Source organism: Achromobacter sp. GW823-FHT04E03 (genome assembly GCF_058796095.1).
Genome location: NZ_JBXAIJ010000001.1, coordinates 681,308 through 696,805 on the forward strand (window position 1 = coordinate 681,308; position 15,498 = coordinate 696,805).

Genomic DNA, 15,498 nt, shown 5'->3' on the forward strand with positions numbered 1-15,498 from the left:
GAGCAAGATGCCATGAACAATCCACGCATTCCTTTCATGCTTTCCAGCCAGCGCCCGCCCCTGGCGGCGCTGGACGGCCGGGCCATCCTGGTGCACCTGGTCGTCAATGTGGAGCACTGGCCGTTCGACCAGCCCATGCCCCGCACCCTGCTGACCGCGCCGCACGGGCGCGAGACGGTGCCGGACGTGCCCAACTACAGCTGGGCCGAATATGGCCTGCGCTGCGGGCTGCCGCGGATCATCGACGCCATCCGCGGCCGCGGCCTGCCTGCCTCGGCCAGCCTGAACGCCTCCGTCATCGATGCCTACCCCGAGGCGGCCCAGGCGCTGCTGGAGGCCGGCTGGGAATTCATCGGCCACGGCATCCACCAGCGCGCTTTGTCGCAAGAGGACGGCGACGGCCAGGCCCGCACCATCGCCGCGGCGCTGGACCGGATCGAGCGCTTCAGCGGCCGCCGGCCGCGCGGCTGGCTCTCGCCGGGCCTGCGCGAAACGCTGGACACGCCGGATCTCCTCGCCCAGGCCGGCATCGACTACCTGTTCGACTGGTGCCTGGACGATCTGCCCAACTGGATGCGGACCGCCGGCAGGCCCTTGCTGGCCTTGCCGTACGCGCTGGAATTGAACGACTCGGTCATCCACGCCGTGGAAAAGCATGCCACCGGGGAATTCAGCCGGCGCCTGGAGCGGACGCTGGACCTGTATGCCGACGAGGCTCGGACCGCGGGCCGTCCGCGCGTCCTCACGCTGGGACTGCATCCCCATCTGATGGGCGTGCCGCACCGCTACGCCGACCTGCTCACCATGCTGGACCTGCTGCAAAAGCACCCGATGACTACCTTCGTCACCGGCGCCGCGATGTATGACTGGTACGCCGCCCAGGTTCCCGTCCAGCCCGACGGAGCCGCCGCATGAACGCCATCGATACCCTGGTCGCGCATTTGCTGCGCACCCAATACGAGCACCTGCCCGCAGCGGCGGTGGAAGCGGCCAAGACCTTCATCCTGGATGCGGTTGGCGTCGGGCTATCCGGCTCGCGCCATCCCCGCATGCCCTCGCTGCGCCAGGCGGCCCAGGCCCTGGGCCAGGGTGCGGAAGCGACCGTCTGGGGCAGCGGCGAGCGGCTGCCGCTGGCCAGCGCGGTCATGCTGAACGCATATCAAGTGTTCAACCAGGAGTTCGACGCGATCCACGACCGGGCCGTGGTGCACGCGTTTGCCTGCATCGTGCCGGCGGCGCTGGGCTATGCCGAACGCGAAGGCGGCGTCGATGGTCCCCGATTGATCACCGCGGTCGCCGCCGGATTGGACTTCGCCATCTATGTCGCGCTGGCCCAGCGCGCGCCCATGCGTTTTTTCCGGCCGGCCATGTGCGGCGGCCTGGGCGCCACGGCCACGCTGTGCAAGCTTGGCGGGTTGGATGAGAGCGCCACGCGCGATGCGCTGGGGCTGGCGTACAGTCATCTCTCCGGCACCATGCAGGCGCATATCGAAGGCTCGCCCGCGGTCGGCCTGCAGGTCGGCCTGAACGCCAGGGCGGCGGTTACGGCCTTCGAGCTGGCGCGCGCGGGCTTTCCCGGTCCGCGCGACATCCTGGAAGGCCCTTATGGCTACTTCGCGCTGTATGACGCCGGCCAGGCCGACTGGGACGCGGTTCGCGCGGACGTGGGCCGGGTGTTCCAGATCACCCGCATGAGCCACAAGCCCTACCCGACCGGCCGGGCCACCCATAGCGGCATCGGCGCCGTGCTGGACCTCATGCGGGCCCATTCGTTGCAGCCCGGGGACGTGGACCGGATCACGGTCCGCGCGTCGTCGCTGATCGTGCGCCTGGTGGGACGGCCGGCCCATCCGGGCATGGATTCCGCCACGGCCCGGCTTTGCATGGGCTATGCCATCGCTACTGCCCTGCTGCGCGGCCGGGTCGGCATACCCGACTTCGATCCCGACGCGCTGGCCGAGGCCAGGACTTTCGAACTGGCCGCCCGTGTCCAGGTGCTGGATGACGGCAATCCGGACCCCAACGCCATGAGCCCGCAGCGCGTGGAATTGCGGCTGAAGGACGGCCGCGAGTTCGCGGTCGACATGCCGGCCTTTCCCGGCAGTCCGGAACGCCCCTTGGGCGTGGCGGAACAGGACGCCAAGTTCGAAGCCTGCTGCGCGTCCGCGCAGCCGCCGCTGCCCGCCGGCCAGACACGGGAGCTGGCGCGACGGCTGCGCGGACTGGAGGCCGAACAGGACCTGCGCGGCATCATTCGTCTGCTGACAACCGGGCGTTAGTCCTGACCGAGTGTTCCGGACTGGGCGCGTCAGTACTTGAAGCTCACGCGCGCCCAGACCGTGCGGCCCGGCTCATTGACTGCGGTGTTGGCGGCATAGCCGAAACCCGCATTCCCCGCCAGGTTCAAGTGTTCGCTGTAGGTCTTGTTGAACAGATTGTCCACGCCCAGCGACAGGCGGACCTGCTTGTTGACCGCATAGCCGCCGTTGACGGAGAAAACGCCGAAGCCCGCGCTCGGGCCGAAGTCCTTGCCGACTACGTTGCCCTCATTCAAGGCGTAGCGTTTTTGCGCGGCCACGATGCGCCACAGCGCCCCGGCCGACCAGGTGCCGTCATCGTAGGCAGCGCTGAGCCTGGCCTCCAGCGGCGGCATTTGTGGCAGCGCCCTGCCGTCGCTGCGGTTCTCGCCCCAGGCATACGCGAGCGTCGCGCCCAGTTTCCACGCGGACGCGGGCTTGTATGAGACGCCGAGTTCGCCGCCCGCAATGCGTGCGTCGACATTGCTGGCCTGCGACGCCGGACCCATCATGCCGCCCGAGGTGTAGCTGAACAGGATGAAGTCATTGACGTAACCGGCGTAGCCTGAGAACCAGGCGTCCAGCGCTTCGGTTTTGTACTGGGCGCCGAAATCCAGCTGGGTGGTTTTCTCGGGCTTCACGCCCTGGAAGGCGTTGACGGACCCGGCAGGCCCCTGGTCCGGAGAGAACAGCTCCCAGTAATCGGGGAAGCGCTCGACGTGGCCCAGGCCCACATAGACCGTGGCCGGCAGCGAGGCCAGATCCTGCTCATAGCGCAGGAAGCCGCTGGGCAGCGTGTCCTTGCGGCGCTCATCCGCGGTGGGATTGGGCATGGGCATCATCATCGAGCCCGTGTCCTGGCGGAAGTCCTTGGCCGAAGCCCAGTCGACCCGTGCGCCGCCGATGACGCGGCTGTCCGGCGCGACGCGCCAGGTCAGTTCGCCGAACAGTCCGGTGTTGGAAAAGTCGGCGTCCTTGACCCAGCTCTGGCTGCTGTACGGCACGGTATCGGTGCCGCTGCGGGAGCGATGGCGGCTCTGCTGGAAATCCAGGCCGGTGACCAGACTGATATCCGGCGTCAGTTCCCAGGTGCCGGCGTAGCGGCCGCCCCAGGTCGCGCGGTCCACGTCGGCCGCCATGGCCATGGGCATGGCGCTCATGGGGTCCGGCGCGCGCAGCGTGTAGTTATCCATCACGTGGTCGGCGTAGTTGTAGTACAGCTGCGCCTCGACCTTGCTCAGCACGGGCCCCAGGTTGCGCTTCTCGAAGCGCAGGCCGAAGCTCTCGCGCTTGAACTGGGAGCCGTCCATGCCGCGGCCGGCATAGCGCGCTTCGCCATCGCCCGTGCCCGCGGTCAGTTCGTACAGCGTGTCGGCGTCGGGCGTGAAACCCAGGGTCAGGTCGGCGTTCCACTTGTCCCAGCGCGAAGGCACGGTGTTGCCGTCGCCGTCCTTGTAGTCCTGGGAGTGGGAATGGTTGGCGGTGATGCGCGTGTAGACCTTGTCGTTGCCCACGGTCAGGTCGGCGGCCTGATCGTTGCGGCCGAACGAGCCGCCCGTCAGGCTGCCGTCGAATCGCACGCCGGCTGCCGTGAAACGGGGCGTGTCGCGGTCGAACTTGACCGTCCCGGCCGACGCGCCGGGCCCCCACAGCACGGTCTGCGGTCCCTTGATGACCGTGAGCTGGTCGAAGTTCTCGGGCGAGATATAGGAACTGGGCGCGTCCATGCGTGCCGGGCAGGCGCCCGGCATGGAGGTGCCGTTGGTCAGCAGATTCAGGCGCGAGCCGAACATGCCGCGCAGCACGGGATCGCCGTTGGTGCCGCCGTTGCGGATGGCCGAGAAGCCGGGAATCGTCTTCAGATAGTCGGTCCCGTCGCTGGCCGGCAGCGGCTGGCGCGGGATCTTGGGATCCGTGGTGAAGGTCAAGGGCGCGCTGGGTTCCACGCCCGTGATGACCACGGGATCGGTGGTGTAGACGTCGGGCGTGTCGGCGGCTTGGGGCCAGGCGGGAAATGAGGCGGCCACTGCGGCGGCCAGGCAACTCGCGCGCAGGAATTCTTGGTTTGTGGTCATGTCTGGTGTCTGTCGATCGGGAACGTGCGGTGGCAGGCGCGGACGGGCGGCGCGGCCGCCTGCCTTTAAGAAAGGCGTGGCAGGAGCGCGCTGTCTGCGCATGGGCGTGACGAAGTGGGGGGCCTCCCCGCGCGGCGCAAAAGGACCTTGGCCCGCTGCGTGCGGACGACGCTGGCGCAACCGCTCAGGCCCGCGGGTTGGCGGGCTGCGCGGATGGCATGTCGTGGAAGTCTGGGGAGAGGGTCAGGCGGATGGCGGCGGCGCGCGCGACCGTTGCGGCAGCCGGGTCAAGGCGCTTGCAACGTGGGGTTCGGCGGCGGGGGGATGGACTGCGGGGGCTGCGGCTGGCAGGAGCCAGGCCAGCAGCACGATTTCGGGCGGCAGCGCGTCGCTCAGCATGGCGCAGCCTGCGCTGCAGCAGTGCGGCAAGGCGCCGCTGTGCTGCTGCGCGCCCTGCTTTTGCCCATCGGCATCCAGCGTCACCACGCGTGGGCCGCTGGCCGTGCAGACGATGGTGGTGACACCGGGCTTGCCCGTTCCGATGCCCGAGGCCGCCAGCGCCGAAGACGCGATCAGCGCCTGGAAGACGAACAGGGCCATCGCGACCAGCGCGACCCAACGTCTACGGGCATAGGCAGATGCATGCATTCGGCGGTTCCTTATCGGCGCAGATGCTATCACGCAGGGCGGAGCAGATCCCGCGCATGGATGGCAACGCGCAGCCAATTCGGATTGCCGTCTGATGTAGATCAGACAATGCCGCCGCTTCGTGCGCGTCGCCGCCAAGCTTGGCGCAGGCAGGTGATCGGGCTACCCTGTAGCCGGCAGCCCGTAGTGGCGACTTGGCTTTTCAACCATAGAAAGTAGAGGATGCGGATGTCCCGTTGGACTTTTTACACAGCCCCTGGCACCTGTGCGCTGGCGACGCATATCGCGCTCCATGAAGCGGGCGCCGACTTCGACCTGGTCAAGCTGGACATGGGCGCTGCGCAGCAACAGAGCCCCGAGTACCTGCGCGTCAACCCCAAGGGCCGCGTGCCGGCGCTGGCGACCGAGCACGGCGTGCTGACCGAGACGCCCGCCCTGCTCGCCTTCGTGGCGCAAAGCTTTCCGGCCGCGCAGCTGGCGCCGGTCGACGATCCTTTCGCCTTCGCGCGCATGCAGGAGCTGGCCAGCTATCTGGCGTCCACCGCGCACGTGGCGCACGCGCACAAGCGCCGCGGCGCGCGCTGGGCCGACGATCCGGCCGCGCATGCCGCCATGCAGGCCAAGGTACCGCAGACCATGACCGCCTGCGCCGCCTACCTGGAATCGCAGATCGCCGGCCCCTGGGCGGCGGGCGAGCGCTACAGCGTGGTCGACGGTTATCTCTACACCATCGGCAGCTGGTTGGAGGGCGACGGCGTCGACCTCGCGCAGTTCCCCAAGCTTGCGGCCTATCTGGCCCGGGTTGCGGCAAGACCTGCCGTGCAGCGCGCACTGGCCGAAGCGCAGGCTTCCTGACGGCGGCGGGCTGGCCGGCGCGCGGCGCCCGGCCAGCAATGCCGCCGATCGTATCGGTTTGATTGGCATCAAAACTGGAACGCTGCAGTCAGTTCCGGCGGACTAGCGCGGTATTGCATCCTTTCCTATCCTTCTTCCGTGCCGTTGCTGTCAGCGCGTTTTAAGCTGACGGGCTGACGGAATGCGCGTCCCGGCTCCTCCGGACGCCGAACATACCGAGAATCGAATGAAGCACACCTACGCAGCATTTCTGGCCGCCTCGCTGCTGGCCTTGGGCAGCCTGCCGGCGCACGCCGCGCCCGTGGATTACCAGATCGACCCGGAACACACGGAAGTCGTGGTGACCTGGGACCACCTGGGTTTCTCCAAGCCCACCGCGCATGCCGGGGCCGTGACGGGCGTGATCCGCTACGACGCCGCGCAGCCTGCAAAGTCGGCCGTCGACCTGCGCGTGCCGGTGGCGCGCCTGACGTCGCACGTACCCAAGCTGGACGACATGCTGCAAGGCGCCGAGTTCTTCCAGGCGGCCAAGTACCCGGACATCCAGTTCAAGAGCACCTCGGTCACCGACCACGGCAACGGCAATCTCAGCATCAGTGGCGTCCTGCGCATCAAGAACATCGAAAAACCGGTGGTGCTGCAGGCGCGCCAGAACAAGCAAGGCATCCATCCCATGGCGCAGCGTCCGGCCATCGGCTTTGACGCCATGACGGTGGTCAAGCGCAGCGATTTCGGCGTGGACGCGTTTGCGCCCGGCGTGAGCGACGAAGTGCAACTTCGCATCACGGTCGAGGCCGTGGCTGACGCCGCACGTTGATTTTCCGGGCGCTGCGATCGCCGCACGCGCAAGGCCCTGGCTCCTAAGACAGGAACCCGATCCAGCGCCCCGCCACCAGGCAAGCCAGCCATAAAAACAGCGAAGCGCCTGCGCGCACGCGCATGGCGCCCGTCGCACTGCCCTGATCCCGCACCGTCTGCCAGGCCAGGCTGCGCCGTGCAAGCACGGCATTGATCGCACCCGCGGCCAGCAGGCCCATCTTGATCCCGAACGCGGGATTCGCCAGGTACTCCAGCGGCTGGACGCTGAAAAGCATGGCGCCCGTCAACACCGCCAGCGCCAGGCCCGCTGCCGCAGTCCGCGCCAACGCCGGCGCCAGCACAGCCAGCGGTCCGGGCTTGAGCCACCCCAGGAGGCGCAGGTCCAGCGGAACGATGGAGCCTATGAGCAGGCCGATGGCGCCGATATGGGCGGCGTTCACCAGCAGATACAGCGTGCTCCACCGCCGCAGCCAGATCGACGGCGGCAGGGTCTGAAGCTGTTCCAGCGCAAGACGCAGCAGCTCAGGCATGGCCCGGCCGGTCAGGGCTTCTTGATGCGGCTGGGATAGATGTCGTAGGTCTTGCCGCCTACCTTGATCTGGACGGCTTTCATGCGCTTGGCGTCCGACTCGCGGTCGCGGTTGCCGACAGCGACGATGGCATCGCCCGGTTTGGCCGAACCTTCGACGAATCCGGCGTCCTTGGTCTGGGTGGGATTGCCCAGCTCCACGCGCCAGACGCCGTCGTCGGCGCGTACGTCCAGCCAGGGATGCGGGGGCGCGATCTGCACTTGCTGGACCGTGCCTTGCAACGTCATCTGTTCGGATTCGGCCCACGACCAGCCGTGGTGGGCCATCGCGGCGGGCGCCAGGCCGATCAGTCCGGAAAGCGCCAGCGCTGCCGTGGCCACGCGTATGGATAGCTTCATGTCGCTGCTCCTGAATTGCGGTTTGGCTCCCCTTCCTTTGCGGCGGCCGCTCGTGTGGCGCGCGTCCGGCGCAATCAGCATAGCGCGGGAGGCGTTGCATATCGAGCTTGATTCAATGATGAGAAATTACTTTAAATAAAGAACCTTAAGTATGAAATTAAAGTCATATTAATCAATTAATTAAAAGATTATTCTAAGAATTTGGATGATGCTGAACCTATGCTGAATTCGAGAAATCATCGATTCTCACGGGAAAACCCGGAGAAACTTTCCCGCACGGAATACGGTCGCAAATTGTTCAGGTGATTGTCAGGCACCGTCCCCCAATGGCGCCGTCTGCACGCGCCCGCCGCGCCCAACCGAGAGCATCCGATGACACAGCCCACCCTGCGTTCGCCCGCGAATCCGGCCCTGTTGCTCCAGCCGCGCGCGCCGGCCGGCTTGTCGGTGATGGATGCCACCATGGTGCTGGTGGGCGTGGTGATCGGGATCGGCATTTTCGGCTTTCCGCCGCTGGTGGCGCAGCACGCGAGTTCCGAGGCGATGTACATCGCCTTGTGGTGCGCGGGCGGCCTGGTGATGCTGGTCGGCGCGCTTTGCTACGGCGAGCTGGGCTCGGCCTATCCCGGCGCGGGCGGCGAATACCTGTACCTGACGCGGGCCTGGGGCCGGCAGGTGGGACTGATGTTCGCCTGGGCGCGTTGCTCTGTCATCCAGACGGGCGCCATCGCCGTGGTCGCCTATATCTATGGCGATTACGCGCAACGGCTCGCGCCCCTTGGTCCGTACGGCCCCGCCCTGCACGCGGCGATATCGGTGGTGGCGCTGACCGCCTTGAACGTGGCGGGCACGCGCTATTCCAAGCGGTTGCAATGGGTGTTCACCGCGCTGACGGTGGCGGCCTTGGCGGCGGTGCTGATCGCCAGCCTGGCCGCCGCGGGAGACAGCCCGCTGCGCAGCGCTGCCGAACCGGGGCCTTTGACCGGCAATACCGCGGGCCTGCTGGGCATGGGCATGGTGTTCGTGCTGCTGACTTATGGCGGCTGGAACGAAGCCGCCTATCTCAGCGGCGAGCTGCGCGACCCGGGCCGCAACATGAGCCGGGTGCTGCTGATCGGCACGCTGCTGGTGACGGGCGCGTACGTGCTGACCAACCTGGCGCTGCTGGAGATCTTCGGCCTGCAGGGGCTGCGCGATACGCCGGCGCTGGGGGCGGACGTGATGCAGCTGGCGGCCGGCCCCTACGCTGCAGCCCTGCTCAGCCTGACGATCTGCGCCACGGCGCTCAGCACCATCAACGGCACCATCATCACCGGCGCGCGGGTGTATTGCGCCCTGGGCCGCGACGTGCCGCGGCTGCGCGCGCTGGCGGCGTGGAACGCGCAAGGCGAGACGCCCGCATCCGCACTGCTGGTCCAGGGCGCGATCACGCTTGCGCTGATCGCGCTGGGCGCCTTCAGCCAGAACAGCGTGCAGACCCTGGTGGCCTATACCGCACCGGTGTTCTGGATCTTCATGCTGCTGGTTGCGGCCTCGGTGTGGCGCCTGCGGCGCATCGATCCGGATCGGCCGCGCCCGTTCCGCGTGCCGCTCTATCCCTTGCCCCCGCTGCTGCTGGCGCTGACCTGCGCCGGCCTGGTGGTTTCCAGCGCCATGTACGCCGGCGCCGGCGCGCTGATCGGGCTGGCGGTGCTGGCGGCGGGCCTGCCGCTGCTGCGCCTGCTGGGGCCCGCGCCGCCGCGAGCCTGACCAAGGTTTCCCCGGGGCGGCGATCCCGTCCGCATGCCTTACCTGCAAGGAGTCCACATCATGCACATCGCGATTCAGTCCTTCAGATCCGTCGCCCGTAGCGCCATGCCGCCCCTGCGCGGCGCCGTGCTCGCGTCGGCGGCCGCGCTGGCCCTGGCATGCGTCCCGCTGCCGTCGCTGGCCGCCGCCGCGCAGCCCTCGGAACAGAAAGAGTACGTGCCGGACGTAGGCCAGGACGGCAAGGACGTCATCTGGGTGCCTACGCCGCAGGCCCTGGTCGATACCATGCTGGACATGGCCAAGGTCACGCCCAAGGACAAATTGATGGACCTGGGCTCGGGCGACGGGCGCACCGTCATCACCGCGGCCCAGCGCGGCCTGACGGCCCAGGGCATCGAGTACAACCCGGACCTGGTCGAACTGTCGCGCCGCAACGCGCAGCGCGCCGGCGTTGCCGACCGCGCCACCTTCGTGACGGCGGACCTGTTCGCCACCGATCTGTCGCAGGCGGACGTGATCACCATGTTCCTGCTGTCTACCATCAACGAAAAACTGCGGCCCAAGCTGCTGGAATTGGCGCCCGGCACCCGCATCGTGTCGAACTCCTTCCGCATGGGCGATTGGGAGCCGGACGCCGAGGAAACCATCCGGCAGGACTGCAACACCTACTGCACGGCGCTCTTGTGGATCGTGCCCGCCAAGGTGGCGGGCAACTGGGAGGTGGACGGCCAGCCCCTGCAGCTGGAGCAGCGCTACCAGCGCCTGTCGGGCAAGCTGGGCGGCGCGCCGATTTCGGAGGCGCGGCTGAATGGCGCCGAGATCTCCTTTGTCGCCAATGGCGTGCGCTATACCGGGACGGTGAATGGCAAGCAGATGAGCGGCAGCGCCGCCGGCCGGGGGAACTGGTCGGCCAAGCGGGTGTAGGGCCGCGACGCGGACGGGTTATGCCGCGTGGCGCCAGGCCGTCAAGGATGCTTCCACATGCCCGATTTCCTGCGCCGTCATCCCGGCCATGGCGTAGTAGCGCTGGCGTTGCTCCACCACCTCGCGCACGTGCTCAAGGATGCCGCGAGCGACGGCTTCAGACCGCAGGCCGAAGCGCCGGTATTCGCTCAGGCAGTTCTGGAATGAGCTTTCCCGGCCGGCTGCGCCGATGTGCAGGTAGTGCCTGGCGGAGCCTTCCTGCGTAACCACGTCGAACAGGGGCGACAGCCGGTAGGTCTGCGCGCCCTCGTCCTTCAGGAAGCCGACGTTCTTCAAGTGGTCGTCGGTGTTGTGGACGGCGACGTTCAGGATCATGCGCGCGTACAGTTCCTTCGAGTCCCGCACCGGGTTGGACGAAATCCGGCGCGTGACGTCCGCCAGCCGCGCGTAGGAATACGTGGCCTTGCCGCGCGCCTCGTCGAGTTCGCGTTTGCCGATCTGCGCCGAGGGGCTGATCAGGGAGGCGCCGCTGAGGAAATGGCGGCGCGCGACGATGGGAGTCGCGCCCTGCCCGGCCGGCAGCAACTCGCGGTCGAAGCGGTGCGTCAGCAGCACCGCGCCCAGATGCGTTTCAGCCAGGCGGATCTCGGGCACCGTCAGGCCGATGGCGCGCGCCATCTGCAGATTGGCGTATTCGACGCGCTGGCGGTCGTAGGAATCCCCCTTGCGCGGAAACTTGGCGATCCACATTTCGCCGCGCTCGTCGCGCACGATGGTCTTGGGGCGCGCGCCGCCGATGTCCCAGGAGCTGCCCAGGATGTCGCGGTACAGGCCCTTGGGCTTGACGCCCTGATCGATATCGGTGAGCAGGTCCGCAAGCGATTCCACCTGGCTGAGTTCCGGCAGGCGATAGGTCTTGCGCATGTTCGGCGTAAGCCGGCGGGCGCTGAAGAACAACGCCCCCACGCCCATCCCGCGTCCCTTGAGCAGGACTTCGTCCTCGGTCACGCGGGCGCCGGCGTTGTCCACGCGCATGACGTTGCGGCCCCATGCGTCGGGGGCGGCGTCAAAGATCGCGCCCAGCGTTTCGTAGCGGCTTTCGGTGCGGAAGGTGGTGCGCGCGTCCACCAGCGGCAGGTTCAGCGGATCCAGCGCAAAGGCGCGCTGATCGTTCACATAGGACTGCACATAGGTGTACTCGGCGTAGAAGCGGCTTTCATCCGAATCGTCCAGCGTCAGCAGGCCGGCGAGCACGGCCTCGCCGCGGATGTCGACGTAGACATACAGCTCGCTTTCCACCGATTTGTGCTTTCTTGCTTTCACGATTTGCGTGGCGCTACAGCTGGGTAGGATCGGCGCGGTGCGTGTTGGGCGTCTTGCCGCTGCCCCGGCTGGGCCGGCGCACCGCGTCCAGGCGTTTGCCTACGCCGTCCAGGTCGGGATCGCCCAGGGCGTAGACCTGGTCCGCATAGCCGTACTGCAGCAAGGCTTCAATGGCCAGCGCCAGGGACACGCCGCCGTCGCCGCGTTCCAGGCGCGTGATGGTGGCGCGCGACACGCCCATGCGGGCGGCCAGCGTGGATTCGGTTTCGGCGCGGCGCAGCCGGGCGGTGCGGATGTTGGCGCCAAGGCGCGCAAGCGCACTGGCGGCATCGAAGCTGGGTTCGATCTTCTTTTTCATGAGTCAATAATAGTGCTTTGTTTGTTGGTTTGCACTATTAATGAGGCATATTGGGAATTAAGAATGTTCTATTAATGAGGCATTAGTTTAATTTATGACTCATTAAATCAGCAAAACAGGTCAAACTACAATCGCCTGTTCCAGCCGCAATCCGCCACGCGCCGTGTCCAGCGTGACCTGTGCGCCCAGCGGCAAGGTCAGGTTCGGATCGCCATGGCCGCTGGGCCATCCGGCCAGCACCGGAATGCCGCGCGGGCGGAACTGGTCGAGTACCAGCGGATACAGCAGCCCCTGCGCCTGGGCATCGTCGCCCGGCACGCCGAGGATGCGGGTGAAGTTGCCAACCAGCACGCCTTTGAGGTCGTCGAACTTGCCAGCGGCGGCCAGTTGGCTCAACAAGCGGTCAATGCGGGGCAAGGCTTCGTTGACGTCCTCGATGAAAAGAATTCCGCCGCTGGTGTCGATTTCGCTATCGGACCCGATCAGTGCGCCGATCAGCGCCAGATTGCCGCCGATCAGCCGCCCGGTCGCCGTGCCCGGTATCAGTTCCGTGGCGGTGGCATAGGGCGGCGGCGTGATCCACGCCCCCTGCCCCACCTGGCCGCTGACCATGGACAGCAAATGCGATTCGGTGGGTTCACGCTTGCCGGCCAGCAGGTCCTGCGCCAGCATCGGCCCGTGGAACGTGACGAAGCCGGCGCGGCGCTGCATGGCCAGGTGCAGCGCCGTGATGTCGCTGTAGCCGATGAACGGCTTGGGGTGGCGGCGCAGCAGATCGAAGTCCAGCTGATCCAGCAGGCGCCACGAACCGAAGCCGCCCTGCAGGCACCAGACGGCGCCGATATCCGGCGCGGCGAAGGCCGCATGCAGGTCGGCCAAGCGGTCGGCGTCCGAACCCGCCAGATAGTCATAGGGGGCGTCCAGCCGCGAACGCGAGGCCGGCATGACCTGCGGCACGTAGCCACGCGCCAGCAACCATTCGGCCGCGTCATCCGCGGCATCCAGCGCGGCGGACGCGGGCGCCACGATGGCGACGCGCGCACCGGGCTTGAGCGCGGGCACTGGCGTTGCTGCGCCGCTGGCAACCGGGGGCGCCGCGGAACCGGGCTTGGCCGATTGCGGCGCGCGGCGCGGCGGCGGCTTGGGCGCCGCGCAGCCGGCCAAGGCCGCGGACAGGCACAGGGCCCCGGTGTTGATCAGAAAACTCCTGCGTCCGGTATTTCGCTGCGGTCGCTGGCCTTGCGGCGCTTGTTCCATGGTCATCCCTGCTGCCGTCAGAAACGTTCGTAATCCAGGCGGTAGCGCCACTGGCCGAGGGCCAGGCCCGCCATCGGCAGGCGGCCGATGCGGATGCGGCGCAGCGCCTGCAGGCGCAATCCCGCCGCGTCGCACACGTATTCGATGAAGCCGGGCGCAGGCGTCTTCAGGGCGAAGCGCAGATGGGTTTCGTTCTGCCAACTGACCTTCATGGGCGTGGCGGCGCGGCCGTCATAAGCCATGCCGCGCTGCAGGCGCGCCAGGTCGGCGGCGCTGAGCTGGCCGGACACCTGGGCCACGTACTCCTGCTCCACGTAGCGCCCTTCTTCCACCAGCTTGCGCGCGATCGGGTATTCCTGCGTGTAGACGACCAGGCCGCTGGCTGCGCGTTCCAGCGGCGTGACCAGCTTCAGGCCGTTGAGCATGCGCTTCAGGTAGCGCTGCCCGGAACGGTCGCCGGGCATCAGGTTTTCGGGCAGGATCAGGTCGCGCGCAGAGCCGGGCTCGTCATTGGCGTAGAGGCCGGCGGGCTTGTGCAGCAGGATGGTCACGGGACGCGCGTCTTCCAGGCGCGCGCCTGGCAGCAGGCCCACGGACTGGCCGGGCGCCACCCGATAGCCCGGCTCCTCGACCTGCTTGCCATCCACGGCGACCCAGCCGCCTTCTATGTAGCGTTCTGCGTCGCCGCGCGAGCAGGACAGTTCGGTGGCCAAGCGCTTGGCCAGGCGTACGCTTTCGCTCATCGCACCACCGCCTTGTGCGGGGAAGCCGCGGGGCCGGGCGTGGAGTCAGGCCATGAATCGAGCCGCAGTTCGGGCCGTGATTCGGATCGCCGTTCGGACCGGAAAGAATAGCCGCCTTGCAGCGGCGCCAGTGGGTGCATCGTCATGAGGTATTGCCGGGGTGTTGCCAGAAAAGCGGGCCTTGCGCCCGCGACGTGAGGCAGATGTTACGCCCTTCCCCGGCAGGCTGCCGGCCGCGGCCTGGCTGGCAGCCAATGCGGGGGGCGTTCAGACCGGCGGGAATTCGGCGTGTCCCGCGGGCGTTGCCGCCGGTTGCGTTTCCGCGTCCAGCGCGGCGGGCGGCGGCACTTCGTCGATCCAGGCCTTGAGCAGCGTATGGGTCACCGCCAGGATCACCGGGCCGATGAACAGGCCCACGATGCCGAAGGCAAACAAGCCGCCCAGCACGCCCACCAGGATCAGCAGCAAGGACAGGTTGACCCCGCGCTTGATGAGCAGCGGCCGCAGCAGGTTGTCCAGCATCGCCACCAGCACCGACCAGACCAGCAGCACCGCGGCCGCCAGCTTCATGTCGTTCTGGAACAGCCAGACCACGCCGGCCAGCATGGGCAGGAAAGGCCCCAGTTGCGCCAGGCACAGCATCACCATCAGCGCGGTAAGGATGCCGGCAGCCGGCACGCCCGCGATCCACAAGCCGATCCCGCCCAGCCCGGACTGCACCACGGCGGTCACGACGATGCCCAGGGCCACGGCGCGTATCGCCTGCCCGGCAAGCTTGACGGCCGCCAGGCCGCGCTGGCCCGCCAGCCGGTTGAAGAAGCGCCGCACGAAATCGACCGCCACTTCGCCCTTGGTGTAGAGGATGCCGGCCACGACCACCGTGATCAGCATGTGCATCATGAAGGCGCCGACGATGGCGGCATGCCCGAGCAGCCAGGCCGCGGCGCTGGTCAGGTACGGTTCCAGTTTGGCCAGCAGGCCGCCGGCGCCGGCGTCCGACAGGGTCTGCCATTCCTGCGCAATCTTGGGGCCGACCAGCGGAATGCCGTGGACCCAGGCGGGCGGCGCCAGCAGCGCGTAGTCGGGCAGGCTCTTGACCGCCGCCATGATCGAGCTGCTGTGCAAGGCCAGCGTCGAGATCACCTCGTAAAGCGGCAGCACGATGACGAACAGCAGGATGACCAGCATCGTCAGGGTGCCCATCCAGCGCCGCCCGCCGCAATAGCGCTGGATCGCCAGCATGACCGGCCACGTCGCCACGACGATCGTGGTTGCCCAGACCAGGCCGGGCAGGAACGGGCGCAGGATGTAGAGGCTGCCTGCCATCAGGCCGGCCAGGATCACGATGACGAGGATGATGCGGGCGAGATCGACCGTCTGGCGTGGAAGAGGATTCAACCGCTGCTCCTGACAGGGCCGGCAGCCCTGGTTTGTGGCGCATCGATGCCGGTTGGGCATATGCCCGGTTGGTACACCTGAATGCGTCTTTGGCGAATTTATCCGAAAATCCGGCGCGTATATA

Annotated in this window: 15 protein-coding genes; 6 read left to right on the forward strand and 9 right to left on the reverse strand. The window is 67.6% G+C overall.

Annotation, left to right across the window (positions count from 1 at the left end; genetic code table 11):
* The first annotated feature begins 12 nt into the window (after positions 1–12).
* Both AC1RHV_RS03160 and AC1RHV_RS03165 read left to right on the forward strand, forming a co-directional pair.
* Positions 13–915, forward strand: a complete 903-nt coding sequence (locus AC1RHV_RS03160) for a polysaccharide deacetylase family protein (protein WP_119452027.1) — start codon at positions 13–15, stop codon at positions 913–915.
* The gene (locus AC1RHV_RS03165; RefSeq protein WP_192352127.1) at positions 912–2,279 is read left to right on the forward strand and encodes an MmgE/PrpD family protein; all 1,368 of its coding nucleotides are present in this window, start codon (positions 912–914) and stop codon (positions 2,277–2,279) included. The genes AC1RHV_RS03160 and AC1RHV_RS03165 overlap by 4 nt, the downstream gene beginning before the upstream one ends.
* A gap of 29 nt (positions 2,280–2,308) precedes the next feature.
* Here AC1RHV_RS03165 and AC1RHV_RS03170 read toward each other — a convergent pair whose 3' ends face one another.
* Both AC1RHV_RS03170 and AC1RHV_RS03175 read right to left on the reverse strand, forming a co-directional pair.
* Entirely contained in the window at positions 2,309–4,372 is a 2,064-nt protein-coding gene (locus AC1RHV_RS03170) for a TonB-dependent copper receptor (RefSeq protein WP_119452029.1), read from the reverse strand.
* 243 nt (positions 4,373–4,615) lie between these two features.
* Positions 4,616–5,020 (reverse strand): DUF2946 family protein, encoded by a 405-nt coding sequence (locus tag AC1RHV_RS03175; protein WP_054454382.1) that lies wholly within the window; start codon positions 5,018–5,020, stop codon positions 4,616–4,618.
* A 228-nt stretch (positions 5,021–5,248) separates the two neighbouring features.
* Between AC1RHV_RS03175 and AC1RHV_RS03180 the strand changes: the two genes are divergently transcribed.
* Positions 5,249–5,875 (forward strand): glutathione S-transferase family protein, encoded by a 627-nt coding sequence (locus AC1RHV_RS03180; protein ID WP_054454865.1) that lies wholly within the window; start codon positions 5,249–5,251, stop codon positions 5,873–5,875.
* Between the two features lie 226 nt (positions 5,876–6,101).
* The gene (locus tag AC1RHV_RS03185) at positions 6,102–6,692 is read left to right on the forward strand and encodes a YceI family protein (protein WP_175213395.1); all 591 of its coding nucleotides are present in this window, start codon (positions 6,102–6,104) and stop codon (positions 6,690–6,692) included.
* Positions 6,693–6,735: 43 nt separating this feature from the next.
* Here the strand turns inward: AC1RHV_RS03185 and AC1RHV_RS03190 are convergent, their stop codons facing one another.
* Complete coding sequence (locus AC1RHV_RS03190; protein ID WP_492299708.1) at positions 6,736–7,224, reverse strand: DUF6644 family protein; 489 nt, start codon at positions 7,222–7,224, stop codon at positions 6,736–6,738.
* Positions 7,225–7,235: 11 nt separating this feature from the next.
* On the reverse strand, positions 7,236–7,622 hold the full coding sequence (locus AC1RHV_RS03195) for a DUF6152 family protein (RefSeq protein ID WP_492299709.1): 387 nt from the start codon (positions 7,620–7,622) through the stop codon (positions 7,236–7,238).
* A 450-nt stretch (positions 7,623–8,072) separates the two neighbouring features.
* Here AC1RHV_RS03195 and AC1RHV_RS03200 point away from each other — a divergent pair, with 450 nt between their 5' ends.
* The gene (locus tag AC1RHV_RS03200; RefSeq protein WP_054454863.1) at positions 8,073–9,371 is read left to right on the forward strand and encodes an APC family permease; all 1,299 of its coding nucleotides are present in this window, start codon (positions 8,073–8,075) and stop codon (positions 9,369–9,371) included.
* 60 nt (positions 9,372–9,431) lie between these two features.
* A complete protein-coding gene (locus AC1RHV_RS03205) occupies positions 9,432–10,295 on the forward strand; it encodes an SAM-dependent methyltransferase (protein ID WP_225588732.1) in 864 nt (287 codons plus the stop codon).
* 18 nt (positions 10,296–10,313) lie between these two features.
* Here the strand turns inward: AC1RHV_RS03205 and AC1RHV_RS03210 are convergent, their stop codons facing one another.
* The 5 genes from AC1RHV_RS03210 to ydiK all read right to left on the reverse strand — a co-directional run bounded on the left by AC1RHV_RS03210 (position 10,314) and on the right by ydiK (position 15,374).
* On the reverse strand, positions 10,314–11,618 hold the full coding sequence (locus AC1RHV_RS03210; RefSeq protein ID WP_492299710.1) for a type II toxin-antitoxin system HipA family toxin: 1,305 nt from the start codon (positions 11,616–11,618) through the stop codon (positions 10,314–10,316).
* 13 nt (positions 11,619–11,631) lie between these two features.
* Positions 11,632–11,976 carry a helix-turn-helix transcriptional regulator gene (locus tag AC1RHV_RS03215; RefSeq protein WP_175180953.1) on the reverse strand — a complete coding sequence of 115 codons (345 nt, stop codon included), beginning with the start codon at positions 11,974–11,976 and terminating at the stop codon, positions 11,632–11,634.
* 120 nt (positions 11,977–12,096) lie between these two features.
* Positions 12,097–13,038 (reverse strand): S66 peptidase family protein, encoded by a 942-nt coding sequence (locus AC1RHV_RS03220; protein ID WP_175181075.1) that lies wholly within the window; start codon positions 13,036–13,038, stop codon positions 12,097–12,099.
* Between the two features lie 212 nt (positions 13,039–13,250).
* Positions 13,251–13,976, reverse strand: coding sequence for an RNA pseudouridine synthase (locus AC1RHV_RS03225; protein ID WP_054454369.1), 726 nt, complete (start codon positions 13,974–13,976; stop codon positions 13,251–13,253).
* A gap of 267 nt (positions 13,977–14,243) precedes the next feature.
* Positions 14,244–15,374 (reverse strand): AI-2E family transporter YdiK, encoded by a 1,131-nt coding sequence (gene ydiK, locus AC1RHV_RS03230; protein ID WP_054454367.1) that lies wholly within the window; start codon positions 15,372–15,374, stop codon positions 14,244–14,246.
* Positions 15,375–15,498: the final 124 nt, after the last annotated feature.